Here is a 24,653-nt window from a genome sequence, read left to right as displayed (position 1 = left end):
GGAGCGCCCGATGCCCGCAACGCTTGAAATTCTGACGTCTCCGGCTCTTGAAGGGGTGCGCCACGGCTTCATGACGCGCAAGGGCGGGGCGTCCTCGGGGGTGTTCAGCGGGTTGAACTGCGGGCATGGCTCCAGCGACCTGACCGAGGCTGTCACCGTCAACCGCGCCCGCGTGGCCGAGGCGTTCGATCTGACGCCCGCGCAGCTTGTGGGCGTCTACCAGACCCATTCCCCCGATGTCGTAGCGGTCACTGGCCCGCTTGAGGCGCCGGTCGAGGCCGATGCGCTGGTGACGAATACGCCCGGTGTTCTGCTGAGTATCCTGACCGCCGATTGCCAGCCGGTGCTGTTTGCCGACCGCGAAGCGGGGGTGATCGGCGCGGCACATGCGGGCTGGCGCGGTGCGCTGGAAGGGGTGCTGGAAAACACCATCGCCGCGATGGAAACCCTTGGCGCGCGCCGCGCGGAGATCTCGGCGGTGATAGGACCGTGCATCTCGCAGCAATGCTACGAGGTCGGTTGGGACTTCATGGATCAATTCACGCTTGAAGATCCTGCTTATGCACGGTTTTTCACCCAAGGCCCGACCGACAAGCCGATCTTCGATCTGCCTTCTTTTGGGCTGTATCGTCTGCGCGAGGCGGGCGTGGGGCACGCCGAATGGATACACCACTGCACCTATAACGAACCGGACCGATTCTACTCCTACCGCCGCAGCACCCATGCGGGCGAGGCCGATTACGGGCGGCTGATTTCGGTTATCCGGCTCTGATTGGGGCGGGATTTCGGCAAGGTCGGTCTCAGATCGGACGCAATTCGTTCAGCCGAAGCGGCGCGGCAGGCAAAAAGCCGTTAATTTCTTTGGGTTTCGAAACAATCTTCGTGATCGCCCCGCATTGATCGTTTCCGGCGAGAAAATTGTTTACCTGCCAAAACCCTGCCGCATTGCCTTGGCATAACTGTCGCCAGACGGGCAACAGACCCGAGAGTGATACGGATAAGCAGGAGCACGAGCTATGACCCCGAAGAAAACGCGCCGCTGGATGACCTCGGTAATCGCGGAGGCCGCAAAGGCCGACGTGCAGATGCCCTGGGCCCGTGGCGAGCGCCGCGCTGAAATGATCGCGCGCCGTGAGACCCGCGCCGCCGCACCGCGCGTGCTGCGCGCCTCCTGATCCGCAGGTTCCTCCTGCCCCGCCGATTATGCCCTGTCATGCGGGCGCGCGCGGGGAGGACTGGCCGGGGGCTGCCAACCCCGGCCTTCTTTACCCCCGAATCGCATTCGGGCGAAGTTGGGGCAATTGTGGCGCGATTGTGGCAGGGCGTTCACGAGGGCGGAACAGTCCGGCGACGGCAGGCGCCATTACCCTGCAATCCCATTGTAATTTACCGAAAAATTTGACCTGCACGGGCAGGCTGTGCAACTTGTGCATAGTCAATCTGCATCCGGTGGGGGCCGCGCAGATGTGACCAGACCGAAAGGCTGATCGCATGTCGTTTCCTCATCGGGCTGCGCCGGGGTATTCCTCGGCGGGGGCAGCCCAGACCGCACCGCTGCCGGATCGCCTGCCGCGGATCAAGACGCCTGCTCCCAAAGGGCTGACGCCGCCGCGCCCGGTGCGCGCGATGCCGATGACGCGCCGATACGAGGCGATGTGGCTGACTTCGAGCGGTGATATTGACAGCTCGACGCGCATCGCTCCCGCAACCCCCCTGTTCGAAGAGGCGTTCTCGGCGCTGGCGCGCGGTGCGGTGCTGACCAGCGAGTGCGGGCCTGTCGCGATCGAGGACGTTGTGCCGGGGATGCGGGTTCTGACCGCGGATGGCGCGATGGAGCGCGTCACATGGGTCGGGTCGATGATGCTGTTTCCCAATCAGCAAGAGGCTGGCCAAAGCGCGGGGCTGACGCGGATCACTGCCGAGGCGATGGGTCCGGGGCGCCCCTTGCCCGATCTTGTTCTTGGGCCGCGCGCGCGCATTTGCCTGCGCGACGCCCGCCTGCGCCAGATGACGGGTCTGGAGGCCGCGCATGTTCCTGCGCGTGCCTTTATCGACGGGGTCAGCGTGATCGAGGTGACGCCTGCCTCGCCGGTGACGGTTTACCATCTGGTGCTTGAGCGTCACGCGACGCTGAAGGTTCTGGGGCTTGAGGTCGAAAGCTACCACCCCGGCGAGGGGCTGGAAGAGATGATCGACCCGCGGATGCTCTCGTTGTTCGAAGGCATGTTCCCGCAGATGCGGACGGTGCGCGATTTCGGGCCGCTCGCCCTGCCGCGCCTGACCCGGTTCGAGGTCGAGGAGCTGCTGGGTTAAACCCGCGCCAGCCCTAGCTCCGTCAGATCAACCCCTTGGGCTGCGATGCGGCGCGTGACTTGCTGCAACAGATCGGGGCGGCCTGCGTTGATCATGTTTTGCGCAAGGAACCAGTGCACGAAGGCCTCGTAGGGCCAATCGGTGCCAAGGGCGCCCGCGCAGGCGTCCGGCCAGTCTTCGGCGCGCCTCACGGTTTGCGCGCAATGATGGAAATCCGAGCGCCCGAACAGCACCGCCGGACAGCGGTGCAGCATCCCTTCAAGCGAGACCGACGAACAAAGCGACACGGACACGGCCGCCTTCGCCAGAATGTCGTGAATATTCCCGAAGCAGATCGTCACACGCGGATCGTTGCGCAAACTGGCCAGCAATTCAAAGGTTTCGCGGTCGCGTGTCTGCGGATGGGGCTTGATGATGACGGGTCGCCCGCCGGTATCGGCCAGCACTGCGGCGACCATCTCGGGCTCGGTCATGTGGCGCAGGCGTTCCGTGGGCTCCGACCAGCCTTGCAGGAAAATCGCGATCGCATTGTCGGGCAGGGGGGTATGTTCTTCGGGCTGGGGCAGGCGGCTTTTGCGTGCCACGACCAGCCGTTTATGCAGCCGGTCAAAGAAGGCGTGCGCCTCGATCGGGTCTTGGGTGCTGGCCTCGAAAGGGCCGTCCGTCAGGCTTGAGGCGCCATAAACGCCGGTCGGGCCAGATACCAGAACGGAAAGATATAGCCGACGGCAGTGTTCAACAGGCGCGGGTGGCAGGTATGGCCCTGCCAGACGATGTGGAAGTCGGGTGTGTCTCCCATCGCTTCAAGGGCTGCGAAATCGCGGGTGCGCAGCTCGACACGCGCGCCCGCTTGCGCAAATCCCTCGAACAGCTTGGCCGGAAACCCGTGCAACCCCGAGCCATCGGCGGCAGACATCGGGCCGGGAACATGCAGAACAATCCCCGGCCCGGTGTTGTGCATCAGAGCGTTTCCAGCTCGTCGATGAAGCCCGCGATCATCGACAGACCCTTGTCCCAGAAGGCGGGGTCCGTCGCATCAAGGCCGAACGGCGCGAGCAGCTCTTTGTGGTGCATCGACCCGCCCGCTTCGAGCATGGCGAAATACTTGTCCTCGAAGCCTTCAAGCCCGCCTGCATAGGTCGCGTAAAGCGCGTTCACCAACCCGTCGCCAAAGGCATAGGCGTAGACGTAGAAGGGCGAGTGGACGAAATGCGGGATGTAGGACCAGAAGGTCTCGTATCCGGGCATGAATTCAAACGCCGGACCAAGGCTTTCGCCCTGCACCGACATCCAAAGATCGTTGATCTCGTCCGGCGTCAGTTCGCCCTTGGCGCGGGCCGCGTGGAGCTTGCACTCGAAATCATAAAACGCGATCTGGCGCACGACCGTGTTGATCATGTCCTCGACCTTGCCCGCCAGAAGCGTCTTGCGCTCGGCAGGGGTTTTCGCGCCATCCAGCAGCTTGCGGAAGGTCAGCATCTCGCCAAATACACTTGCAGTTTCAGCCAGCGTCAGCGGCGTCGAGGACAGCATCTCGCCCTGCTTTGCCGCCAGCACCTGATGGACGCCGTGGCCAAGCTCGTGGGCAAGCGTCATCACATCGCGCGGCTTGCCCAGATAGTTCAGCATCACATAGGGGTGGACGGATGTTACGGTCGGATGGGCAAACGCACCCGGAGCCTTGCCCGGTTTCACCCCCGCATCAATCCAGCCCTTCTCAAAAAACGGCTCAGCGATCTTGGCCATACGCGGATCAAAGGCGGAATAGGCGTCCAGCACGGTCTGGCGCGCCTCGTCCCAGCCGATGGAGCGCGGGGCCTCGGTCGGCAAGGGGGCGTTCCGGTCCCAGACTTGCAGCGTGTCGAGGCCCAGCCACTTGGCTTTCAGCGCATAATAGCGGTGCGACAGGCGCGGATAGGCGGCCACAACCGCGTTGCGCAGCGCCTCGACGACCTCGGGTTCGACGTGGTTCGACAGGTGGCGCCCGGTCTGCGGCGTCGGCATCTTGCGCCAGCGATCCTCGATTTCCTTTTCCTTCGCCAGCGTGTTGTGGACGCGGGCGAACAGCTTGATGTTCTGGCCGAATACGCGGGCCAGTTCCTGCGCCGCCGCTTGCCGCTTGTCGCGGTTGTGGTCGGACAGAAGCGTCGTCGTGGCCTCAAGGTTCAACACCTCGCCATCGACGGTAAATTCCAGCGCGGCGGTGGTTTCATCGAACAGGCGGTTCCATGCAGCAGCCCCCACAACCGATTGGTCGTGCAGGAATTTCTCAAGCTCGTCCGAAAGCTGGTGCGGCTTCATCGCGCGCATCCGGTCAAAGACGGGCTTGTAGCGCGCGACCGCCGGATCGGCAAAAACCGCCTCGTAGGTGGTGTCCTCGATCCGGTTGAATTCAAGCGAGAAGAACACCAGCGGCGTGGTGAAGGTTGTGATCCGGTCCTGCGCGTCGGCCATGAATTTGGCGCGGCCGGCATCGACGGTGTTCTGGTAATAGCGCAGGCCCGCGTAGGACATGATGCGTCCGGCGGTGGTTTCGATCGCCTCGTAGCGGCGGATGCAGTCCGCCATGCCTGCTGCATCAAGGGCTGCCAGCTTGCCCTCGTAATCCGCCGCGAAAGCCGCGCATTCGGTTTCAAGCCAGCCCATGTCGCGCTCGTATTCAGGCGCATCGGGGGCGGTGTAAAGGTCGCTCAGGTCCCATTCCGGCAGCTCCCCAAAGCCCCCGGCCGAGGAATGTGCGTCAAATACGGGGGTCGGGAGTTTGATCGTCATGGGCGGCCTCGTTGAAAACTGTCTCCAACAGATAGGGGCAGGGCAGGGGCGGCTGCAAGGGGCGGTTTGGGGGTGAAGTGGCTAAAAATCAGGCAGATGCTGCTCTGTTTTGCATCGTTCGGGGCGAATGTGCCGAATTGTTGCCCGAAGCGCTTCCCATTCCCGCAGGGCTGCCTAGAGTTTAACCAGTTCTATCGTCTCGAGGTATCATGACCACTTATTTCAACGAGATGTTCGAGGGCGGCCAGACGCGCCTGCCCTATGCGCGACTTGAAGACTGGACCCGCGCCATGCCTGCCGAGCTGCGCCAGATGAAACAGGCCGAAGCGGAGGCACTGTTTCGCCGCATCGGGATTACGTTTGCGGTTTATGGCGAGGGCGGAGACCCGGACCGCCTGATCCCCTTCGATATGTTCCCGCGCGTCTTTGCACAGTCCGAGTGGCGCAGGCTGGAGCGTGGTATCAAGCAACGCGCCCGCGCGCTGAACGCCTTTCTTCTGGATGTCTACGGGCGCGGCGAGATCATCCGCGCTGGCCGTATTCCGGCGCGTCTGGTCTATCAGAACGAGGCCTATGAACAGGCGGTGGTCGGCTTTGCGCCGCCGCGTGGGATCTATTCGCATATCGTTGGCATCGACCTTGTGCGGACGGGGCCGGACCAGTTCTATGTGCTGGAAGACAACTGCCGCACGCCCTCTGGCGTCAGCTATATGCTGGAGAACCGCGAGATCATGATGCGCATGTTCCCGCAGCTTTTCCGTGAAAACCGGATCGAGCCGGTGGATGGATACGCGGGGCTGTTGCGGCGCACGCTGGCCTCGGTCGCGCCGGTGAAATGCGAACGCGACCCGACCATCGTGATCCTGACGCCCGGGCATTTCAACTCGGCCTATTACGAACATTCCTTCCTGGCCGACCTGATGGGGGTCGAGCTGGTTGAGGGGGCAGACCTGTTCGTCGAGGGCGGCTTTGTCTGGATGCGCACGACGCGGGGCCCGAAGAAGGTCGATGTGATCTATCGCCGTCTGGATGATGCCTTCCTTGACCCGCTGTGCTTCCGGCCGGATTCGATGCTGGGCGTTCCGGGGCTGATGGATGTCTACCGCTCGGGCGGGGTGACGATTGCCTCGGCGCCGGGGGCGGGCGTGGCGGATGACAAGGCGATCTACACTTTCGTCCCCGACATGATCCGCTTCTATCTGGGCGAAGAGCCGATCCTTGAGAACGTCCCCACCTGGCAATGCGCCAAGCCGGACGAGCTGAAATATGTGCTTGAACACCTGTCCGAGCTGGTGGTGAAAGAGGTCCACGGCTCGGGTGGTTACGGGATGCTGGTCGGCCCCAAATCGACGAAAGAACAGATCGAGGCCTTCCGCCACAAGATCGTGGCCGACCCCGATAATTACATCGCGCAGCCGACGCTGGCGCTGTCGACCACGCCGACCTTCGTCGAAGAGGGCGTGGCGCCGCGGCACGTCGATCTGCGCCCCTTCTGCCTTGTGGGCGAGACGATCGAGCTGGTGCCGGGCGGGCTGACGCGGGTCGCGCTGACGGAAGGCTCGCTGGTCGTCAACTCCTCGCAAGGGGGTGGCGTGAAAGATACCTGGGTTCTGGCGGAGTGACATGACATGCTAAGCCGGACGGCCGAAAACCTTTTCTGGATCGCGCGCTATATCGAACGCGCGGAAACAACAGCGCGCCTGCTTGAGGTGGGCGCGCGCATCGCACTGATGCCCTCGGCGGGGCATGGCTACCGCTCGGAATGGGAAAGCCTGCTTCTGGCCTCAGGCACAAGCGACGGCTTTGCCGCGAAATACGGCGACCCTGTTCAGCGCAATATCGAAAGCTACCTGTTCTTCGATCGCGACAATCCGTCTTCGGTGATTTCGTGCATCCATGCCGCGCGCGAAAACGCCCGCATCGTGCGGACCGCAATCACCGCGCAGGTCTGGGACGCGCTCAATACCACCTATCAGGAGATCAAGGCGCTGGAACGCCGCCCGCGCTCGGAGATGGAGCTGACCGACCTGACCGATTGGGTGATGCGCCAGACCGCGATGGTGCGCGGCGCGATCGAGGCCACGCTTTTGCGCAACGAGGGGTATCATTTCCTCAACATCGGCTTCGCGCTGGAGCGGGCGGATAACACGGCGCGGCTTCTGGACGTGAAATACTATGTTCTGCTGCCCGCGGTCGATATGATCGGCTCGGCGCTGGATAATTATCAGTGGCAGGTGCTTTTGCGCGCGCTTTCGGTGCACCGCGCGTTTCACTGGGCCTATGGCGGCGAGATCACGGCGGCCAAGATCGCGCATTTCCTGACGCTGAACCGGCAATGCCCGCGTGCGCTGATTACCTCGCTTGAGGCGGCGATGACGCATCTGGATGCGCTGGCGCGGGAGTATAACCACTGTGGCCCCGCGCAGCGCCGGGCCCGCGCGCTGGTGGGCGATATTGCCGAAACCCGCGTCGAAGAGATTTTCGACGAAGGGCTGCACGAGTTTCTGAACCGCTATATCCGCGAAGTGGGCGCGCTGTCGGTTCTGGTCCATGACGCCTATCTGAGCGGGGAAGCGCGATGATCCTGACGGTTTCTCATGTCACGACCTATAGCTACGACCGGCCGATGCTGTCGGCGGCGCAGTCTTTGCGGGTGTTCCCGTCGCGCTTTGACGGGCAGCGGGTGATCGACTGGTCGGTGCAGATCGAGGGGGGCACGCGCGGGGCAACGTTTCGCGACGGCGCGGGCGACAAAATCGAAAGCTGGACGCTGCGCGGCCCGCTGGAGGCGGTGGTGGTGCGCGTCGCGGGGCAGGTCGAGACAACCGATCTGGCGGGGGTTCTACAAGGTCACCGCGAGACCATCGCCCCCGAGGTTTACCTGCGCGACACTGTCCCGACCGAGGCTGATCAGGCGCTGCGCGATCTGGCGCAATCGGCGGCTGGTGCTTCGGGTGCGCTGGATACGGCGCACCGTCTGTCGGGTGCCGTGGCCGAGGCCATCGCCTATCGCCCCGGTGTGACCCACGCCCATACCACCGCCGCCGAGGCGCTGGCCCTGGGCGAGGGGGTCTGTCAGGACCACGCCCACGCGCTGATCGCGATGGCGCGCTGCCTTGAGATGCCCGCGCGCTATGTCTCGGGGTATCTGTTCGCCTCTGAGGATGGCACCCCGCACGAGGCCGCGCACGCCTGGGCCGAGGTTTACATCGACGGACTGGGCTGGGTGGGGTTTGATGCGGCGAACCGATGCTGCCCGGATGCGCGCTATATCAGGCTTGGCTCGGGGCTGGATGCGCAAGGGGCCGCGCCGATCCGGGGTGTTGCCCGGGGCGTTGGGGCAGAGAGCATGGATGTGACGGTTGCTCTTGCGAGCGCACAGCAATAGATTGCCGACGTTTTCGCGTCGAATGAGGCTTCGATGACCTACTGTGTCGGACTTCTGCTCAAGCAGGGGATCGTTCTTCTGTCGGACACCCGCACCAATGGCGGGCTCGACAATATCGCCACCTATCGCAAGATGTTCAGTTTTGAGCGTCCGGGCGAACGCGTCATCACGATCCTGACGGCGGGGTCGTTGTCTGTCACACAGACCACGCTGGCGCGGATACGCGACGCGATCGAGGATGAGAACGCGACGCCTGAAACCTCGATCCTGCTGGCGCCGACGATGCTGCAAGTGTGCGAAATCATTGGAAATACGCTGGCATCTGTGCGCACTGGTATTGACGCTAAAATGACTGCGGGCACGGTGCCGACCTCGGCCACGATGATCGTGGCGGGTCAGCGGGCGACGGGCGATATGCGGATGTTCCTCGTCTATTCCGAGGGTAATTTCATCGAGGCGACCGAGGATACCCCCTATCTCCAGATCGGCGAGCACAAATACGGAAAACCGATTCTGGACCGCGTTGTGACGACCGATACTTCGCTCGAAGACGCGCAAAAGGCGGTTCTTTTGTCGATGGATTCGACGCTGCGCTCGAACCTGTCAGTCGGTATGCCGCTGGATCTGGCGATCATCCGCCGCGATGCGCTGCGGGTCACAGAACGGCGCCGGATCGAGCCGAAAGACCCCGATTTTGCCCGCATGTCCGAGGCCTGGTCCAAGGCGCTGCGCGACGGGTTCGGCCAGATCGAGCTTTAGGCGGCCGCGTCGAAAAGGGCGGCTACCCCTGCCAGAAAGCGCGCCCTGATCGGAGTGCGTTCGGCCATCAGCTCGTGCTCGCCCCCCGGGATCACCTCAAGCGTGCCATTGGGCCAGCGTGCCATGCGCGCATGGACCGCGCCGGTGTGGATGATCCGCTCGTTCCCGCCAAGGCCGACATAACAGGGCAAATCGGGGGAGGGGAGCTTTTGCAGGGCTTTGGTCTCAATCTCGCCCGCCGCCACCCACTGGATAGTGGCGCCCGCGATTGTCAGCTGCGGACAGCGCACGCGCGCCATCATCATATCCGCCCAGTCGGCGGCCGAGCTGGTCAGCTCGTTCCCGATAAACGGGTGGGTCAGGACATAGGGCTGCGGCCCCTGATTGGGCATGTAACCTTGCGCGAATTTTGTGCCCCGCACCAGGCGTGCGCCCGCAGGGGCGAACGGGCGGAGCCAGCGCGGCACCCCGATTTGCCACATCGGCGCGCCAAAGGCGCAGGCGATAAAGGGGTGATCGCGCGTCAGGCGGCGCAATGCGATGCAAGCCCCCATCGAGTGCCCCAGAATGAACCACGGTTTCGGCAGGCGCATTTCCGCCGCCGCGGCCAGCATGGTGTCGAGATCGGTCTGATAGTCGGCGTAGCTGTCGATATAGCCCTTCTCGGGGTCGTCCAGCAGGCGATCGGACAGCCCCTGACCGCGCCAGTCGAGACATAGCGCCGCATAGTTGCCCGCATTCAGCCAGCCTGCGATCCCGGTGTATTTCTCGGCATATTCGCCACGCCCGGGAAACAGAAAAACCGTGCCCCGACTTGCGTCGAGGCCCGGCCAGAGGGTGAGGCGCAGCTTGACATTGTCCTCGCTGCGCAGCCAGAATGCCTTGCCGCCCTTTGCGTGGCCACATAGCTCGCTATGAAAGGGGGCAGGCAGCATGGCAGATCAGGCCAGCGCAGCCCCGAGCTGCATCGCAAGCCCCATCGCGCCATCGACCTTGAGCTTGCCGGTCATGAAGGCTGCCGTCGGGTTCACATCGCCCTCGATCATACCCTGAAACGTCTCGGCCGAGGCAGTCAGCGTCACATCGGCCTCGTCGTCGCCCGCGCGCACCCCGTTTTCATCCACGATGATCGAGCCTTCGCCCTCGATTTCAAACTTGGCGGTTGCCGAAAACCCGTTGGGCAGCTTCACAGCCAGCGCGGCAATGGCTTTCTCGATCACGTCACTCATGAATTCCTCCGATTGTGATGGCCGGACACTCGATTTCTCCGACATATACGTTACAGTTTAGTTATGTGCGAGCGACTGACCACACACAAATATGCCGTGACGGCACTTTGCGCGCTTTGGCTGGGTGCCGTGGCGTTCACTTCCGGTGTGCGGGCGGAAACGGTGGGGCTGGAGCGCTATTTCGAGGAACTGGCCGATCCGGCGTTCGAAGGCTGGGAGCGGGCCGAATCCGACATCGAGCGGGCCTGGTCGCGGTCGGGGTCTGCGGCGATGGATGTGCTGCTCAAACGCGGGCAGACCGCGCTGGATGAGGGCGATGTCGCGGGCGCGATTGACCATCTGACCGCGCTGACCGACCATGCGCCCGATTTTGCCGAGGGCTGGAATGCGCGCGCGACGGCTTATTTCGTGGCGGGGCTTTACGGTCCCTCGATGGCCGATATTGCACGCGTCTTGCAGCTTGAACCGCGTCACTGGGGGGCGCTGGCGGGGCTGGGGATGATTCTGGATGAAATGGGCGATGCCTCGCGCGCGCTTTCGGCGTTTCGGGCGTCTTTTGCCTTGAACCCGCACCAGCAGGATGTGAAAGACGCGATTGAGCGCCTTCAGGCCGAGCTTGAGGGAACCGCGCTTTAACAGGCATCGAATGAGGCAAGCCAGCATGACGCAAGGGCGCGTTACGGCCGTTCTGGGGCCGACCAACACCGGCAAGACCCATTACGCGATCGAGCGGATGCTGGCGCATCGCACGGGCGTTATCGGCCTGCCGCTGCGTCTCTTGGCGCGCGAGGTCTATGACCGGATCGTCGCCAAACGCGGGCCGTCCGTGGTGGCGCTTGTGACCGGCGAGGAGCGCATCGTCCCCGAACGCGCGCAATATTGGGTCTGCACGACCGAGGCGATGCCCGACGGGCTTGGCGCGGATTTCGTGGCGATTGACGAGGTCCAGCTTTGTGCCGATCCCGAGCGCGGGCATGTGTTTACCGATCGTCTGCTAAAGGCGCGCGGCCTGCATGAGACGCTGCTGCTTGGGTCGGAAACCATGCGTCCGGCGATTGCCGCCTTGGTGCCCAAGGTGCAGTTCACCCGCCGCGAGCGGTTTTCCAATCTGACCTACGCAGGTTCGAAAAAGACAAGCCGGATGCCTCCGCGCTCGGCTATCGTCGGGTTTTCGGTTGATAATGTCTATGCAATGGCGGAACTTTTGCGCCGCCAGAAGGGCGGCTGTGCGGTGGTGATGGGGGCGCTGAGCCCGCGAACGCGCAACGCTCAGGTCGAGATGTATCAAAACGGTGACGTGGATCATCTGGTTGCGACCGATGCCATCGGGATGGGGCTGAACCTTGACATCGGGCATGTCGCCTTTTCGGCGGTGTCCAAGTTCGACGGGCGCCGGATGCGGCCCCTGTTTCCGCATGAGATGGGGCAGATCGCGGGCCGCGCGGGGCGGCACCTGAACGACGGCACCTTTGGTGTTACGGGCGAAGTGCGCCCGCTCGACCCCGAGCTGGTAGACGCGCTTGAAAACCACCGTTTCGCGCCGATCCAGCGCTTGCAATGGCGCAACCCGCGCCTTGAATTTGCCACCACGCAACGGCTGATCCATACGCTTGAGGAATCGCCGCAGGACGAATGGCTGACCCGCGGGCGCGAGGCCGACGACCTGCGCGCGCTCAAGGCGCTAGCCGCGATCCCCGAGGTTGCCGACCGCGTGACCCATCCCAACGATGTGCGCCTTTTGTGGGACGTCTGCCGCATCCCCGATTTCCGCTCGATCTCGGAGATGGAGCACGCGACGCTGTTGCAGCGGATCTTCGGGTTCCTGCAAACCGGCAAAGGCGTGCCGTCCGAATGGCTGGCGGGGCAAATCGCGCGGATCGACAAAACGCACGGCGATATTGATGCGCTCTCTAAACGGCTCGCCTTTATCCGCACTTGGACGTATGTTGCGCAGCGGAAAGGCTGGGTTGACGATGAAACCCATTGGCGCGAGGAAACCCGCGCTGTAGAAGACCGACTGTCGGATGCGCTTCATAGCGCGCTGACCCAACGATTTGTGGACCGGCGCACCAGCGTTCTGCTGCGCCGGCTCAAGCAGAAGGAGACCCTCGTGGCCGAGGTGAACGACAAAGGAGAAGTGACGGTTGAAGGCGAATTCGCTGGCCGTCTGGATGGGTTCCGCTTTGTGACGGACGGGACCAGTTCACCCGACGAGGCAAAGATGCTCGCGCGCGCCGCCTATGAGGCGCTGCGCCCCGAGTTTCATCTGCGCGCGGACCGTTTTTATAACGCGCCCGATACCGAGCTTGATTTCACCGAGCAAGGCGGCCTGATGTGGGGCGAGATTGCGATCGGCAAGCTGGTCAAGGGCGGCGAGGCGTTGCGCCCGACGGTCGTGGCCTTTGTCGACGAAGAGGCTGGCTCTGATGTGGCCGAAAAGGTCGCGCGCCGCTTGCAGCATTTCATCGACCGCAAGGTCGCGGCCCTGTTTGAACCCATGCTCGCGATGAGCCGTGACGAGGCGCTGGCCGGTCTGGCCCGCGGCTTTGCCTTCCGTCTGAGCGAAGGTTTCGGCATCATCCCGCGCGAGCAGGTCGCAGCCGAGGTGAAAGAGCTGGATCAGGACATGCGCGGCGCGCTGCGCAAGCATGGCGTGCGCTTTGGCCAATACACGATCTTCATGCCCGCGCTTCTGAAGCCCGCGCCGACGCGCCTGCGTCTGGTTCTGGCCTCGCTGTGGGACGGGCTGGACGAGTTCCCCGAAAGCCCTCCTCCGGGTCTTGTGACGATCCCGAACGTCGAGGGGATTCCGGCCGCGACCTATGCGCAGTCGGGCTATCGCCCCGCTGGCGCGCGCGCGATCCGCATCGACATGCTGGAGCGTCTGGCTGATCTGCTGCGCGGTCAGGATTCGCGCGGCGGGTTCGAAGCGAACCCCGACATGCTCTCGATCACGGGCATGACGCTGGAGCAGTTCGCTGATCTGATGCAGGGTCTTGGCTATGCTGCCGAAAAGGGCGAGCGCGAGAAGCAAAAGCCGGTCGCGGAAGTGGCTGCCCCCGAGGGGGACGCCGCCGAAGTCGTGGCCGAAGTTGCGGAAACCCCTGCCGAGGAAGCGCCTGCCGAGGCCGCAGCCGCCGAGCTGGAAGTCTTCTACACCTTCACCTGGGCACCGCGCCCGCGTGGCAATCAGCAGCGCGGCCCGCGCCGCGAGGGGGGCAAGCCCGAGCAGCGCAAAGGTGGTGGCGGCAAGCCGAAGGGCAAGAAATTCGCCAAGGGTGGCAAGCCCGAGCAGCGTTACGAGGCCCGTCCGCCCAAGAAGGAAAAGCCGATCGACCCCGATAACCCGTTCGCGGTTCTTGCAGCCCTCAAAGGCAAGTAATGACCCACGCGGACGAGCGTATCCGCATCGACAAATGGCTCTGGCACGCGCGTCTGGTCAAGACGCGCCCCCTTGCCGCCCGGCTTGTGCAGGGCGGCAAGTTGCGTTTGAACGGGCAGCGTATCGACAAGCCGGGGCGCGCGGTGGGCGAGGGCGATGTGCTGACGCTCGCGATCGGAGGGCAGGTCCGGGTCTTGCGGATTCTGGCCTGCGGGGCGCGCCGCGGCCCCGCGCCCGAGGCGCAAACCCTCTATCTTGATCTCGACGCGCAGGGCCAGATCGCCGCAGAGGGTAAAATCACGCCTTGAACCGCTTGATTGATCCTGCAAGGCTCGTTAGGTATCGCGCAAACTCATATTTCTTCGGGGGTCCCCATGACCTATGTCGTCACTGATAACTGCATCGCCTGCAAATACACCGACTGCGTCGAGGTATGTCCGGTCGATTGCTTCTATGAGGGCGAAAACACGCTGGTGATCCATCCTGATGAATGTATCGACTGCGGCGTGTGCGAGCCCGAGTGCCCTGCCGATGCGATCCGCCCCGATACCGAACCGGGCATGGAAACATGGGTCGAGTTCAACCGCAAATACGCCGATCTCTGGCCGGTTATCACGCAGAAGAAAGACCCGATGCCGGGCTATGAAGAGCGTGACGGCGAAGAGGGTAAACTGGAGAAGTATTTCTCCGAAAAGCCGGGCGCGGGCGACGAATAAGAATCGGTGATTCTGCGGGCGCGAAGCGATTCGCGCCTGTTTTCCGGTTAAAAGGCAACCTGCCGGGTCGATGAAATGGCGCTAAGCCTCTGAAAACTCTGGGGATGCGGGGGATCTCGCGTCGAGTTGCTTTGTTTTCGGGCGGTTTTGTGATACCTTCTTGTTACATAATGGATCTCGAATCCGGCTTTCCTGTTTGTGACAGCAGGGAAGGTTTCACCAGTGTCTGGGCGTTATCTCGGAACCAAGTGTTCCGTGGGCGTCTTTTGCGCTGTCGAAACAGGAAAACGGGGTCATCTGCAAGGAAGCGACTGCATGACCAAGACCAAGAAACCCGAGTTTCGTCCCAATGAATTTGTTGTCTATCCGGCCCATGGCGTTGGTAAGATCGTTTCGATCGAGGAACAGGAAATTGCCGGGCTTAAACTTGAGCTGTTCGTGATCTCCTTCGAAAAAGACAAGATGACGCTGCGCGTGCCGACCCACAAGGCGACCGAGATCGGGATGCGCGGGCTGTCCTCGCCCGACATCGTGACCAAGGCGCTGGAAACCCTTAAGGGTAAGGCCAAGGTCAAGCGCGCCATGTGGTCGCGCCGAGCGCAGGAATACGAGCAAAAAATCAACTCGGGCGACCTCTTGTCGATTGCCGAGGTCGTGCGCGACCTGCATCGCAACGACGACCAGCGCGAGCAATCCTATTCCGAGCGTCAGCTTTACGAAGCCGCACTCGAGCGCCTGACCCGCGAGGTTGCGGCTGTTTCGGGCACGGACGAAGCCGGTGCCGCGAAAAAGGTTGATGACGTTCTGGTCAGCCGCGCCGCGTAAGGCAAACCTGATACCATTCGTGAAACGCAGGGCTTTTGTCCTGCGTTTTGCGTTTCAGCTGTCGGCCTCGGGGGCAGGGGCGTCGCCTGCGCTGTCGGTCCGCTTGGCAAAGCGCTGCATCATCTCGGTCTCAAGCTCGGTGTTCAGCTCGCGCGTGCGGGCGATATATTCGGGGTTCTGCTCAATCGGCACGCCGGGTTTCCAGACCTTTGCCAGATCGCGCACCGCCGCGCGGTCCAGCTTGAAGAAGATCTTTTCCAGCTCGGATGCTTCGAACTCGGACAGGCCGACGTTTTCCAGAACATAGCGGCCAGCGCGCAGCGAGGAGTCGAACATCTCGCGCACGATGTCATTGGCGCCAGCGCGATACAGATCGAACACATGAATACGGTCGCGCGCGCGCGCGATGATGTGCAGATCGGGCCGCATCCGGCGGGCATAGGCGACCAGCCGCGTCGTGGCGTTCTTGTCGTCCAGCGCCACCACCAGAACCCGCGCCTTCGCCAGCCCTGCAGCCGCCAGCAGGTCAGGCCGCGTCGGGTCTCCGAAATAACCCTTGAAGCCGAAGGTGCGCATCAACTGGATCGTGCGCAGATCCGCGTCCAGAACCACCGTGCGATAGCCCGACATGGTCACAAGCCGGTTCACCACCTGCCCGAAACGCCCCACGCCCGCGATGATGATCGGGCCTTGTTCGTCGATCAGATCCGCCTTCGGGCCGCCTTCCGAGACCAGCAGCTTGACCAGCCAGTCGTGCAGGATGAACAGAAGCGGCGTGATCAGCATCGAGAGCGCGATCACCACCAGCGCCTTTTCCGCGACCAGATGCGGCAGGATGCGCTGCGCGACGGCGAATGAGATCAGCACAAAACCAAACTCGCCCGCCTGCGCCAGCCCCAGCGTGAAAAGCGAGCGGTCCTTGCCGCGCACCCGGAAGGCGCGCCCAAGCCCCGCCAAAATGCCCGCCTTCAGCAGAACCAGCCCCGCCACCAGCGCGAAAATCTCAAGCGGTTGGCGCCAGATCAGCGCGAAATTGATCCCCGCGCCGACGGTGATGAAAAAGAGACCCATCAGAAGCCCCTTGAACGGCTCGATGTCTGATTCCAGCTCGTGCTTGAACTCGCTATCGGCCAGAACGACGCCCGCCAGAAACGTGCCAAGCGCGGGTGAGAGGCCCACCAGATACATCAGCGAGGCAATACCCACGACGATCATCAGCGCCATCGCCGTGTTGATCTCGCGCAGGCGCGCGCCGTGGACAAAGCGAAACAGAGGGCGCACCAGATAGTGCCCCGCGACCACGGTAAAGGCGACCGCGCCAAGGGTCACAAGCGTCACTTGCCAGCCCGGCAGCGCCTGAATGAAATGCGCGACAGGGTGGTCGGGGCTGTTTTGCGCCTCGGCAATCGCGCGCGCTCCGGGGCGCGCCAGAAGCGGCATCAGTGCCAGCATCGGGATCACTGCGATGTCCTGCATCAGCAGCACCGAAAACGCCGCGCGCCCGCCTGCGGTCTGCATCAGCCGCTTTTCGTTCAGCGTTTGCAGCACGATAGCCGTTGATGACAGCGCAAAGATCATCCCCAAGGCAATCGCAATCTCGATCGGCTGGCCGAGCCAGGCCGCGATCCCCGCCACCGCGCCAAGCGTCAGCACCACCTGCAACCCGCCAAGCCCGACCAACTTGTCGCGCATCGCCCAAAGCGCGCGCGGCTCCATCTCCAGCCCGATCAGGAACAGCATCATCACAACGCCGAATTCCGCGAAATGTTGCAGATCGCTCATCTCCGATCCGACCAGCCCGAGCACCGGCCCGATCAGGATGCCCGCGATCAGATAGCCCAGAACCGAGCCAAGCCCCGCGCGCGAGGCCAGCGGCACGGCGATCACCATTGCAAACAGATAGAGCGTAGCCTGAAGCAGGAAGCTTTCCATAGGGTCGCAAAAAGTCCTTTCCGAAATAGACCGCCCCTTCCGGGCCGTCAGGCCGGAAAAGGCTTTGGCCTCGGGTCCGGGGAGTTATGCAAGGGTAACGCACTCATAGGCAGGCGCAAGGGTAAACGCCTTGTATTTCGAAGCTGTTACAGGACGTGAAAAGCCTAGCTGCCTTTGAGCAGCTTGAGCGTGTAATTGCGCGATTTCTTGGTGTAGCTGATCGTGTCTGTCCCGATGGCGGTGACCTTGCCGCCATCCAGACGGTCTCCGACGCCGACTTTGACGAATTTGCCGTTCGGCATACGGATCAGCGCGCGGCGGCTTTTCGACGAGCCGAAAAGGCCGATCAGGTTCATCTCGCCCAAATCAATGCCATTGCGCACGGTTGCCTGTTTTGCGACCGAGGCGCTGGTCGGAATTTTCGGTGCGGCAGCGGTGGGTTCGGGTTCGTCGATCTCGTCGTCTTGGGCAGGGGCAGAGACGACCGTCGGTTCGGGTCTGCCGGGTTTTGCCGCGGCTGTCTCAATGCGGCGGGCATTTGCCGCAATGGCCGCGATGTTCGAGGGTTTGGAAGGTGGCCTGCGCGAGACGGTGACAGCCAGCCGCGTTGCGCCTTCGAACGGATCTGTGCGGGTGGCCAAGGCTGCCGCAGCGGCGTCGGCGGCGGCTTGGGCCTGCGCGTCACTGGCTGCGGACAAGATGGAGGCCGGACGCGCGCGCGGGCGGATAGAGGCCAGCCGTGCGGCGGCGGGGTTCGCGACCGGAGGCGGCGTCAGGGCCAGCCGCGCGGCCTCCAGAACCGAGGCGGGTCGGGCCTTGGGCCGCGCGCCCGCAAGGGCCGGATCGGCATAGGGCAGCGCGGTGTGATCCTCCTCGGGCAGCGCTTCGGGGGCGGCAGGCTCGACCGCAGCGGGGGCTTGCCGGCTTGCCTCGAAGGCGTTTGTGACCGAGGCCGGACGCGGGCGCGGGCGGAAGCCCTTGAGCGCCGGATCGGCATAGGGGGCATTCGCTGCCGAATAGGCCGCCAGCACCGCCGCAGGGCGCGGTCCGGGCACGAGATCGGGGCGACCGGCAAAAAGGGTGAACCCCTCGGGCGAGAGCGTGCCTTCGGGCGTGGGGTCGATCGCGGGCGCCGGTTCAGGCTGTGGCTCGGGGGCTGGCGCAATTTCTGCAATGGCCACACTCAGCGGCGGCAGCGTGTTCGGTGGCAGCGCGGGCAACGGCGCGGGCTGCGGCGCAGGTTCCGGGGTCGCCAGCTCGACGGCAGGCTCCGTGGCAGGTTCCGTGGCAGGTTCCGGTGCGGGCGCGACCTCCGGCTCCGGCTCGATCACCTCTGGTTCGATCACCTCTGCCGCTTCGGGAGCGGCTTCCGGCGCGGGCGCCTCTTCCTGCGGTGCCGGTGTGGCCGCTGCGATCTGCTCCTCTACGGCGGCTGGCTCGGTCGGGGCTTCAAGGAAGCTCGCCCAGACACCGACCAGCACCAGCATAGCGGCCAACCCGCCGACCAGTGCCAGCCCCAGATGTTTGGGCTTGCCGCCGATCCGGCTTTTGGGCGCGCCGAAAACTGTCACTGCGGGCGGTTCCGCCGCAGGCGTAGCGGGCAGGGCTTCGGGCTTGGCCTGCGCGGATTTGAGCCGGGCCGAGGCCGCCTGCAGTGCAGCGCCGCCTGCAGTGCCCGCCGTCTTGCCCAGTTTGCGCGCGGTCTTGCTTGCTTTTTCCAGCCCGACGCTCGTGGCTTTGGCCAAGGAAATCGCGTCTTTGGCCGCGGTTTTCTGTTTGGTCGCAGCGGGAGAGGCTGCCTTGTCCGTCGCGCGCTTGACGCCGCCAAGGCGGGGGGCAGGGGCCGGAGGTTCCGGCGTTTCGATCTTGGCACTCACCGCGCTCAAGCCGACATCGAAGGCGGCTTGTTCTGTGCTCGCCGGTGCGGCCTCGACGGGCGCCGGTTCGCCGTCCGGGGTGTCCTTTGCGGGGGCGGGCGTTGCTGCGTCGGCGGGGGGCGGTTCGGGCGATGGCTGCGCCTCTTCTGTCGCTGGGGCGGGGGTCTCGGTCGGGGCCGCATCCGGACCTTCTGGTTCCGGCGTTGCCCCGGCGGGCGCGGGCGGTTCTTCCGTATGAGGCGGTTCGTCGGGCTGCGTCTCGGGGGAGGGAGCCTCGGTCAGCGGTGCGTCCAGCGCAGGTTCAGGCTCCTGCTCCTCGACCGGCGGCTCATGCAGCACAGGCGCAAGGTCTTCGGGCGCAGGCCGAGGCTCCGCCTGCGGTTCGGGGGGCGCTACCTCGACGGGAGGCTCCTCGACGGGCGCGGCTTCTTCCGGCAGAGCATCCTCAACCTCGGGTGCGGCAGGGGGCGGGACATCTTCGGCGCTCAGAATGCGCATGATTTGGGTGTCGCGCAGGATGCGCTCGCCCTCGGGCAACAGGGCCGCCGCACCAGAGGCCAGGCCGAACCAGACCTCGGCGGGGAAATCGCGCTCGTCAGGAATGGCGCAAAAGGCGACCGGCGCAAAACCATAAGTCTGGGCGAAAGTCTCGGCCTCGGACAGGGTCTCGCGTGCGACGACGGCGACGGCGACCTCGGGTCCGGTTCCGCTCCAATCGAAGACCAGATCCGCGACCGGATAGGGGGTCATGCCCTCAAGGGCCGTTGCGATCTGCTTGCGCCGCGCGGCGGGGCTGGGGCCAGAGGCGTTGACGCGGGTATACAGGATTTGCGAGGCGGGGATTACCAGCTTGGTCATCAACCCTTGCGGTGCCAACCCTTCGGCGCGGGCGCGCATGGCCGCCAGTTGCTCGGGCAGGTCGGGCGCATCCAGCGAGAGTTCCTCAAGCACAAGCCAGCCGTCCCCCATCCGCTGAAGCAATCCGATGCCATCATGCGACAGGTTAAGGGCAAAATCTGGTTTCATACTCGGGCCTGGCACTAGCCGCTTTGCGCGGAAAAGTTACGTTTGTGACTTGGTAAAGCAGTTTGCGCCTTGTGAAAAGCCAAAGCGGGAGGGGCACGCGTTCACTTTTGGCCCGAAGGGCGGGTTTTCGCCCGTATTCGGGGGGGGGGCGCCCGCCAAAAGAAAAGGCCGCGCAGGGGTGTTGCGCGGCCTTTCGGAGTTTTATGCGTCGGATCAGGCGGTTGCGGCGGTCAGTGCCTGATCGAGATCGGCAATCAGATCGGCGGCATTCTCGATCCCGATCGAGAGGCGCACGACGTTCGGCGCGGCCCCTGCGGCGACCTGCTGCGCCTCGGTCAGCTGGCGGTGCGTGGTCGAGGCCGAATGGATAATCAGCGAGCGTGCGTCGCCAAGGTTCGCGACATGGCTAAAGAGCTTGAGGTTGTTCACCAGCTTGACGCAAGCGTCATAGCCGCCCTTCACCGCAACGGTGAAGAGCGCACCCGCGCCTTTCGGGCAAACACTTGCCACGCGCCCGTTCCACGGCGAGCTTTCAAGGCCGGCGTAGGTCACAAAATCAATCCGCGGGTCGTTTTCCAGCCACTCGGCCACGGCTTTCGCATTGGCGATGTGCTTGTCCATCCGCAGGCTGAGCGTCTCGATCCCCATCAGCGAGTAATGCGCGCCTTGCGGGTTCATCGTCATGCCAAGATCGCGCAGGCCAATGGCGATCGAGTGGAAGGTGAATGCCATCGGCCCAAGCGCCTCATGGAATTTCAGGCCGTGATAGGCCGGCTCGGGTGCGGAGAGCGAGGGGAACTTGTCCGAGGCCGACCAGTCGAACTTGCCGCTGTCGACCACAACGCCGCCCGTCACCGTGCCGTTGCCGGTCAGGTATTTGGTAACCGAATGCACGACCAGCGTTGCGCCAAGGGCAATCGGCTGGCACAGATAGGGGGTGGCGAGCGTGTTATCCACGATCAGCGGTATGCCCGCCGCATCGGCGATTTTCGCAATCGCGGGAATGTCGGTGATATAGCCGCCGGGGTTCGAGATCGACTCGCAGAAGACCGCGCGCGTGTCGTCGTTGATCGCGGCGCGCACGGCGTCGGTGTCGTCGAAATCGACGAAGGTCGCGGACCAGCCGAAGCGTTTGATCGTCTGGCTGAACTGGGTGATCGTGCCGCCATAGAGGCGCGTAGACGCAACGATATTCTTGCCCGGTCCCATCAGCGGGAACAGCGCCATGATCTGCGCTGCGTGACCCGACGAGCAGCACACAGCCCCCGCGCCACCCTCAAGCGCTGCGATCCGGTTGGCGAGCGCGGCCACCGTAGGGTTGGTCAGGCGCGAATAGATGTAGCCGACCTCTTCGAGGTTGAACAGACGCGCGGCGTGGTCCGCGTCTTTGAACACATAGGCCGTGGTCTGGTAGATCGGCACCTGACGCGCGCCGGTTGCCGGATCAGGCTCGGCGCCCGCGTGGATTTGCAGAGTGTCAAACGAATAGTCGGCCATAATGCCCTCCCGTAAGGTCAATTCGGGCAGAGGTTAGCCGTGGCCCCAAGGGGCTTCAATCACATTCGTCTCGCTGCATGGATGGCTTAGCGCAGCCACAGCCCTTCGCGCTTGATCGTGTTGCGGATCACCTTTTCGCGGCGGGGCAGGTCATTGCGGTCGAACATGCCGCGCACCTTGCGACCCTTGCCCTGATAAACCAGCTTTTTGACCGGCTCGTAGAGCTTCATCACCTTCTTGATGGGATTGGGCGCAAGCACACGCTCGACCGTGTCGATCACCGCATCGCTTTCGCGCGCATACATCAGGGGCAAGGTGCGATAGTGGCAGGTTACAGAGCCATCCAGCCCTGCAAGCTCCGGCCCCGGACGGCCGCCGCCGAAGGAATGGATCACCAAAGGCAGCGCGATCTGGTCAAGCCACGGGTCAAGCGACTGGCACGCCAACTCGTCCGGCGTGTCGTTCCTGATCGAGGTGGCGTAGTCCAGAAACCGCTTGCCGAACGCGCGCGGGCTTTCGCCAAAGAACCAGCCCGCGTTGAAATAGAGATACCGCTCCCAGTATTCATCGGGCTGCGTCAGGTCGAGCGAGCTGTCGAAATCCAGCCCGAACCGGTCATAGAGGCATTTCCAGATGCCCGCATAGCCGGGGCCGTAAAGCGGCGGCTCGGGCCAGCTACCCTCGCGGCGCATCGAGGCTGCGGGGCGCGCAAAATCGAACCCCACCGAGGCCAGCGCGCCGGTGAACACCGTATCCGTGTCGAAAAACACGAACGGCGCGTCATCGGGCAGGGCCGCCAGCGCCTCGATCTTGTTGCCATAGGGGTAGGACTGGCCGAAGACCTTGTTCTCGAAGGGGATGATCTCGGCTCCGGCGCCCTCCAGAAGCGCACGCACGGGGGCAGAGATCGACGGGTCGTTCCGCCACCGTGGCCCTTGCGGCTCTGCGATAATCAGGCGACCCGCGAAATCGGGATTTGCCTCGCGGAAGCTTAGTGCGAACAGGATCGCCTCGTATTCGAGGCGCCCGTGCTGCGCGATGCAAAAGACGTTATAATTCTGTGCGCGTGTTTGTTTTTGCGCCATGCTCCACTGCCCCCGGATCATGTCGTTATCATCGGGGCGCAGTATAGCGACAAAACTCTGAGACAAAAGTGAAGAACCTGGGCCTTCGGGTCAAAAGAAAAGCCGCCCTGAAAGGCGGCTTTCTTTGCGTTCACCGTTCCCCGAGGGGGAGATGGTGGGTGACCCTGGAATCGAACCAGGCGTGGGTCGCCCCGGCGGAGTTACAGTCCGCTGCCGCACCTTGCAGCACGTCACCCGACGCTGGCGGGGGAATACCCAAGCGGGTGGGGGGCGTCAAGGGGCCGAAATGCGGTTGGGGCGAAAAATTCCGGCGCGGGCCGATTTTGCGCTTTGGCTTCGGGCTTGCCATTTCGCGCGCGCCAGCGCAGGAAGGGGTGATTTTGCAGGAGATAACTATGAAAAAGCCGACCTGGGTCATCGAGAAAGAGCGCCAGAAACGCGCTGCCGCCGCCGAGACGGTCTGGCTTTTCGGCTTGCACGCAGTGCGCGACGCATTGATGAACCCCGCGCGCGAGCGCCTGCGGCTGGTTCTGACGCAAAACGCGGCGAATAAACTGGCCGAAGGGATTGCGGCTGGCGGGCTGGAGCCCGAGATCGTCGACCCGCGCAAGTTCGACAAACATGTGCCGTTGGCGCCCGATTCTGTGCACCAGGGCGCGGCGCTTGAGGTGAAGCCGCTTAACTGGGGCTCGCTCGAAGAGGTCTGTGTGCAAGGCGCGGGCGCGCCCTTGGTTGTGCTTCTGGACCGCGTGACTGATCCCCATAACGTGGGGGCGATTCTGCGCTCGGCCGAGGTGTTCGGCGCGCGTGCCGTGATCGCGCCGCATCGCCACTCGGCCCCCGAGACCGGCGCTTTGGCGAAAACCGCATCCGGCGCGCTTGAGCGTCAGCCCTATCTGCGTGTGCGTAACCTCTCCGAAGCGATGGAAGAGCTGAAATCCCTTGGCTATGAACTTATCGGGCTGGCGGGCGAGGCGAAACTGACGCTGCGCGATGGTCTGTCGGCGTCCGGCATGGCGCCGATCGCGCTGGTGCTTGGCGCCGAAGGGCCGGGCCTGCGCGAGAAAACCCGCGAGCTGTGCGACCATCTGGTGAAAATCCCGTTTGCGGGCGAATTTGGCTCGCTTAACGTGTCAAATGCGGCGGCCGTGGCGCTTTATGCTGCCAGTTCACGCTGACGCGCGCAGTTTTCACGAACGCGCGACTTTACGGGGGCAGGGGTTTAACTGCGGTTTTACATTCCTATGTCTGAATGGTGAGGCGCGGTTGAGGAACCCCCGCGCCGATGTTCACTGTCCCTCGTTCCACGACTTAAACGCCCGGCCTCTTGGCTCGGGCGTTTTTTTTCGCAACTCTGCGCGAAAACGGAGGATACCCATGACCGATCAGGACTTGCGCGAGATATTCGAGACGACCAGAACGATTGCCGTTGTGGGCTTTTCAAACAACCCCGAGCGGGCCTCGAATAAGGTGGCCAGGTTTTTGAATACCAAGGGCTATCGGGTCATTCCGGTTAATCCGGGGCTGGCGGGGCAAGAGTTTCTGGGCGAAGCGGTTTACGCCGATCTAGCCTCCATCCCCGCCGGGATCGAGGTTGATATGGTCGATATTTTCCGCCGTTCGGAAATGGTCCCCGAGGTCGTGACCGAGGCTCTGGCGTCGCTGCCACATCTGCGCACGATCTGGATGCAGCTTGGCGTTATTAACGACGCTGCCGCAGCAGGGGCTCGGGGCGCGGGAAAACGCGTGGTGATGGATCGCTGCCCGAAAATCGACTACCCGCGCATTATGGGCTGAGGGGCGCGCAGCGACCCGACGAAGCAAGGGGGGTCGATGCCCCCGCGCTTCGTGG

The 24,653-nt window shown here is 63.7% G+C and carries 23 protein-coding genes and 1 tRNA gene; 14 read left to right on the top strand and 10 right to left on the bottom strand.

The window, feature by feature from the left end:
- The first annotated feature begins 10 nt into the window (after positions 1 to 10).
- The 3 genes from pgeF to RYZ20_RS04590 all read left to right on the top strand — a co-directional run bounded on the left by pgeF (position 11) and on the right by RYZ20_RS04590 (position 2,313).
- Entirely contained in the window at positions 11 to 772 is a 762-nt protein-coding gene (gene pgeF / locus RYZ20_RS04600; protein WP_317671344.1) for a peptidoglycan editing factor PgeF, read from the top strand.
- A gap of 244 nt (positions 773 to 1,016) precedes the next feature.
- Positions 1,017 to 1,175 carry a hypothetical protein gene (locus RYZ20_RS04595; RefSeq protein ID WP_317670799.1) on the top strand — a complete coding sequence of 53 codons (159 nt, stop codon included), beginning with the start codon at positions 1,017 to 1,019 and terminating at the stop codon, positions 1,173 to 1,175.
- Positions 1,176 to 1,491: 316 nt separating this feature from the next.
- The gene (locus RYZ20_RS04590) at positions 1,492 to 2,313 is read left to right on the top strand and encodes a Hint domain-containing protein (protein ID WP_317670797.1); all 822 of its coding nucleotides are present in this window, start codon (positions 1,492 to 1,494) and stop codon (positions 2,311 to 2,313) included.
- On the opposite strand, the gene RYZ20_RS04585 is transcribed toward RYZ20_RS04590, so the two are convergent.
- From RYZ20_RS04585 to RYZ20_RS04575, 3 genes are all read right to left on the bottom strand, one after another.
- Complete coding sequence (locus RYZ20_RS04585) at positions 2,310 to 2,897, bottom strand: hypothetical protein (RefSeq protein ID WP_317670795.1); 588 nt, start codon at positions 2,895 to 2,897, stop codon at positions 2,310 to 2,312. The genes RYZ20_RS04590 and RYZ20_RS04585 overlap by 4 nt on opposite strands.
- Positions 2,898 to 2,977: 80 nt before the next feature.
- Complete coding sequence (locus RYZ20_RS04580; RefSeq protein ID WP_317670794.1) at positions 2,978 to 3,274, bottom strand: hypothetical protein; 297 nt, start codon at positions 3,272 to 3,274, stop codon at positions 2,978 to 2,980.
- Positions 3,274 to 5,085, bottom strand: coding sequence for a M3 family oligoendopeptidase (locus RYZ20_RS04575; protein WP_317670793.1), 1,812 nt, complete (start codon positions 5,083 to 5,085; stop codon positions 3,274 to 3,276). Before RYZ20_RS04575 ends, RYZ20_RS04580 begins: the two co-directional genes overlap by 1 nt.
- A gap of 209 nt (positions 5,086 to 5,294) precedes the next feature.
- Between RYZ20_RS04575 and RYZ20_RS04570 the strand changes: the two genes are divergently transcribed.
- The 4 genes from RYZ20_RS04570 to RYZ20_RS04555 are packed head-to-tail and all read left to right on the top strand — an operon-like array spanning position 5,295 to position 9,232.
- Positions 5,295 to 6,707 carry a circularly permuted type 2 ATP-grasp protein gene (locus RYZ20_RS04570; protein ID WP_317670791.1) on the top strand — a complete coding sequence of 471 codons (1,413 nt, stop codon included), beginning with the start codon at positions 5,295 to 5,297 and terminating at the stop codon, positions 6,705 to 6,707.
- Positions 6,708 to 6,713: 6 nt separating this feature from the next.
- Positions 6,714 to 7,667 carry an alpha-E domain-containing protein gene (locus tag RYZ20_RS04565; protein ID WP_317670789.1) on the top strand — a complete coding sequence of 318 codons (954 nt, stop codon included), beginning with the start codon at positions 6,714 to 6,716 and terminating at the stop codon, positions 7,665 to 7,667.
- Complete coding sequence (locus RYZ20_RS04560) at positions 7,664 to 8,473, top strand: transglutaminase family protein (protein ID WP_317670787.1); 810 nt, start codon at positions 7,664 to 7,666, stop codon at positions 8,471 to 8,473. Before RYZ20_RS04565 ends, RYZ20_RS04560 begins: the two co-directional genes overlap by 4 nt.
- Before the next feature lie 33 nt (positions 8,474 to 8,506).
- Positions 8,507 to 9,232, top strand: a complete 726-nt coding sequence (locus RYZ20_RS04555) for an Ntn hydrolase family protein (protein WP_317670785.1) — start codon at positions 8,507 to 8,509, stop codon at positions 9,230 to 9,232.
- Here the strand turns inward: RYZ20_RS04555 and RYZ20_RS04550 are convergent.
- Positions 9,229 to 10,167, bottom strand: a complete 939-nt coding sequence (locus RYZ20_RS04550; protein ID WP_317670783.1) for an alpha/beta hydrolase — start codon at positions 10,165 to 10,167, stop codon at positions 9,229 to 9,231. The two genes, RYZ20_RS04555 and RYZ20_RS04550, sit on opposite strands and share 4 nt — an antisense overlap.
- 6 nt (positions 10,168 to 10,173) lie before the next feature.
- Positions 10,174 to 10,461, bottom strand: a complete 288-nt coding sequence (locus tag RYZ20_RS04545; protein WP_317670781.1) for an SCP2 sterol-binding domain-containing protein — start codon at positions 10,459 to 10,461, stop codon at positions 10,174 to 10,176.
- A 63-nt stretch (positions 10,462 to 10,524) separates the two neighbouring features.
- Between RYZ20_RS04545 and RYZ20_RS04540 the strand changes: the two genes are divergently transcribed.
- The 5 genes from RYZ20_RS04540 to RYZ20_RS04520 all read left to right on the top strand — a co-directional run bounded on the left by RYZ20_RS04540 (position 10,525) and on the right by RYZ20_RS04520 (position 15,384).
- Positions 10,525 to 11,097: a tetratricopeptide repeat protein gene (locus tag RYZ20_RS04540; RefSeq protein ID WP_317670779.1), complete on the top strand. Its 573-nt coding sequence runs from the start codon at positions 10,525 to 10,527 to the stop codon at positions 11,095 to 11,097.
- Between the two features lie 10 nt (positions 11,098 to 11,107).
- Positions 11,108 to 13,843, top strand: coding sequence for a helicase-related protein (locus RYZ20_RS04535; protein WP_317670777.1), 2,736 nt, complete (start codon positions 11,108 to 11,110; stop codon positions 13,841 to 13,843).
- The gene (locus RYZ20_RS04530) at positions 13,843 to 14,151 is read left to right on the top strand and encodes an RNA-binding S4 domain-containing protein (protein WP_317670775.1); all 309 of its coding nucleotides are present in this window, start codon (positions 13,843 to 13,845) and stop codon (positions 14,149 to 14,151) included. The genes RYZ20_RS04535 and RYZ20_RS04530 overlap by 1 nt, the downstream gene beginning before the upstream one ends.
- Positions 14,152 to 14,217: 66 nt before the next feature.
- The gene (gene fdxA / locus RYZ20_RS04525) at positions 14,218 to 14,559 is read left to right on the top strand and encodes a ferredoxin FdxA (protein ID WP_317670773.1); all 342 of its coding nucleotides are present in this window, start codon (positions 14,218 to 14,220) and stop codon (positions 14,557 to 14,559) included.
- A gap of 315 nt (positions 14,560 to 14,874) precedes the next feature.
- Positions 14,875 to 15,384, top strand: a complete 510-nt coding sequence (locus RYZ20_RS04520; protein WP_317670771.1) for a CarD family transcriptional regulator — start codon at positions 14,875 to 14,877, stop codon at positions 15,382 to 15,384.
- 54 nt (positions 15,385 to 15,438) lie between these two features.
- On the opposite strand, the gene RYZ20_RS04515 is transcribed toward RYZ20_RS04520, so the two are convergent.
- The 5 genes from RYZ20_RS04515 to RYZ20_RS04495 form a co-directional block, all read right to left on the bottom strand.
- Positions 15,439 to 17,316, bottom strand: coding sequence for a monovalent cation:proton antiporter-2 (CPA2) family protein (locus tag RYZ20_RS04515; RefSeq protein ID WP_317670769.1), 1,878 nt, complete (start codon positions 17,314 to 17,316; stop codon positions 15,439 to 15,441).
- 164 nt (positions 17,317 to 17,480) lie between these two features.
- A complete protein-coding gene (locus tag RYZ20_RS04510; RefSeq protein WP_317670767.1) occupies positions 17,481 to 20,219 on the bottom strand; it encodes a hypothetical protein in 2,739 nt (912 codons plus the stop codon).
- A 213-nt stretch (positions 20,220 to 20,432) separates the two neighbouring features.
- A complete protein-coding gene (locus RYZ20_RS04505) occupies positions 20,433 to 21,716 on the bottom strand; it encodes an O-acetylhomoserine aminocarboxypropyltransferase/cysteine synthase family protein (protein ID WP_317670765.1) in 1,284 nt (427 codons plus the stop codon).
- Positions 21,717 to 21,802: 86 nt separating this feature from the next.
- Positions 21,803 to 22,801, bottom strand: a complete 999-nt coding sequence (locus RYZ20_RS04500; protein ID WP_317670763.1) for a hypothetical protein — start codon at positions 22,799 to 22,801, stop codon at positions 21,803 to 21,805.
- 152 nt (positions 22,802 to 22,953) lie between these two features.
- Positions 22,954 to 23,037: transfer RNA gene (locus RYZ20_RS04495), tRNA-Tyr, on the bottom strand.
- Between the two features lie 159 nt (positions 23,038 to 23,196).
- Between RYZ20_RS04495 and rlmB the strand changes: the two genes are divergently transcribed.
- Positions 23,197 to 23,979, top strand: coding sequence for a 23S rRNA (guanosine(2251)-2'-O)-methyltransferase RlmB (rlmB, locus tag RYZ20_RS04490; protein WP_317670761.1), 783 nt, complete (start codon positions 23,197 to 23,199; stop codon positions 23,977 to 23,979).
- Between the two features lie 199 nt (positions 23,980 to 24,178).
- Positions 24,179 to 24,598, top strand: a complete 420-nt coding sequence (locus RYZ20_RS04485; protein WP_317670760.1) for a CoA-binding protein — start codon at positions 24,179 to 24,181, stop codon at positions 24,596 to 24,598.
- Positions 24,599 to 24,653: the final 55 nt, after the last annotated feature.

The sequence above is a fragment of the Pseudothioclava alba genome (assembly GCF_033100795.1).
Classification (GTDB): Bacteria; Pseudomonadota; Alphaproteobacteria; order Rhodobacterales; family Rhodobacteraceae; genus Pseudothioclava.
This window is presented reverse-complemented; position numbering and strand designations above follow the sequence as displayed.

Excerpts from the sequence above, each read along its gene's own strand:
- RYZ20_RS04505 (WP_317670765.1), bottom strand. The coding sequence starts at position 21,716 with ATGGCCGACTATTCGTTTGACACTCTGCAAATCCACGCGGGCGCCGAG.
- RYZ20_RS04550 (WP_317670783.1), bottom strand. The coding sequence starts at position 10,167 with ATGCTGCCTGCCCCCTTTCATAGCGAGCTATGTGGCCACGCAAAGGGC.
- RYZ20_RS04530 (WP_317670775.1), top strand. The coding sequence starts at position 13,843 with ATGACCCACGCGGACGAGCGTATCCGCATCGACAAATGGCTCTGGCAC.
- RYZ20_RS04540 (WP_317670779.1), top strand. The coding sequence starts at position 10,525 with ATGTGCGAGCGACTGACCACACACAAATATGCCGTGACGGCACTTTGC.
- RYZ20_RS04510 (WP_317670767.1), bottom strand. The coding sequence starts at position 20,219 with ATGAAACCAGATTTTGCCCTTAACCTGTCGCATGATGGCATCGGATTG.
- fdxA (WP_317670773.1), top strand. The coding sequence starts at position 14,218 with ATGACCTATGTCGTCACTGATAACTGCATCGCCTGCAAATACACCGAC.
- RYZ20_RS04485 (WP_317670760.1), top strand. The coding sequence starts at position 24,179 with ATGACCGATCAGGACTTGCGCGAGATATTCGAGACGACCAGAACGATT.
- RYZ20_RS04575 (WP_317670793.1), bottom strand. The coding sequence starts at position 5,085 with ATGACGATCAAACTCCCGACCCCCGTATTTGACGCACATTCCTCGGCC.
- rlmB (WP_317670761.1), top strand. The coding sequence starts at position 23,197 with ATGAAAAAGCCGACCTGGGTCATCGAGAAAGAGCGCCAGAAACGCGCT.
- RYZ20_RS04590 (WP_317670797.1), top strand. The coding sequence starts at position 1,492 with ATGTCGTTTCCTCATCGGGCTGCGCCGGGGTATTCCTCGGCGGGGGCA.
- RYZ20_RS04595 (WP_317670799.1), top strand. The coding sequence starts at position 1,017 with ATGACCCCGAAGAAAACGCGCCGCTGGATGACCTCGGTAATCGCGGAG.
- RYZ20_RS04535 (WP_317670777.1), top strand. The coding sequence starts at position 11,108 with ATGAGGCAAGCCAGCATGACGCAAGGGCGCGTTACGGCCGTTCTGGGG.
- RYZ20_RS04520 (WP_317670771.1), top strand. The coding sequence starts at position 14,875 with ATGACCAAGACCAAGAAACCCGAGTTTCGTCCCAATGAATTTGTTGTC.
- RYZ20_RS04565 (WP_317670789.1), top strand. The coding sequence starts at position 6,714 with ATGCTAAGCCGGACGGCCGAAAACCTTTTCTGGATCGCGCGCTATATC.
- RYZ20_RS04545 (WP_317670781.1), bottom strand. The coding sequence starts at position 10,461 with ATGAGTGACGTGATCGAGAAAGCCATTGCCGCGCTGGCTGTGAAGCTG.
- pgeF (WP_317671344.1), top strand. The coding sequence starts at position 11 with ATGCCCGCAACGCTTGAAATTCTGACGTCTCCGGCTCTTGAAGGGGTG.
- RYZ20_RS04500 (WP_317670763.1), bottom strand. The coding sequence starts at position 22,801 with ATGGCGCAAAAACAAACACGCGCACAGAATTATAACGTCTTTTGCATC.
- RYZ20_RS04555 (WP_317670785.1), top strand. The coding sequence starts at position 8,507 with ATGACCTACTGTGTCGGACTTCTGCTCAAGCAGGGGATCGTTCTTCTG.
- RYZ20_RS04560 (WP_317670787.1), top strand. The coding sequence starts at position 7,664 with ATGATCCTGACGGTTTCTCATGTCACGACCTATAGCTACGACCGGCCG.
- RYZ20_RS04580 (WP_317670794.1), bottom strand. The coding sequence starts at position 3,274 with ATGCACAACACCGGGCCGGGGATTGTTCTGCATGTTCCCGGCCCGATG.
- RYZ20_RS04515 (WP_317670769.1), bottom strand. The coding sequence starts at position 17,316 with ATGGAAAGCTTCCTGCTTCAGGCTACGCTCTATCTGTTTGCAATGGTG.
- RYZ20_RS04570 (WP_317670791.1), top strand. The coding sequence starts at position 5,295 with ATGACCACTTATTTCAACGAGATGTTCGAGGGCGGCCAGACGCGCCTG.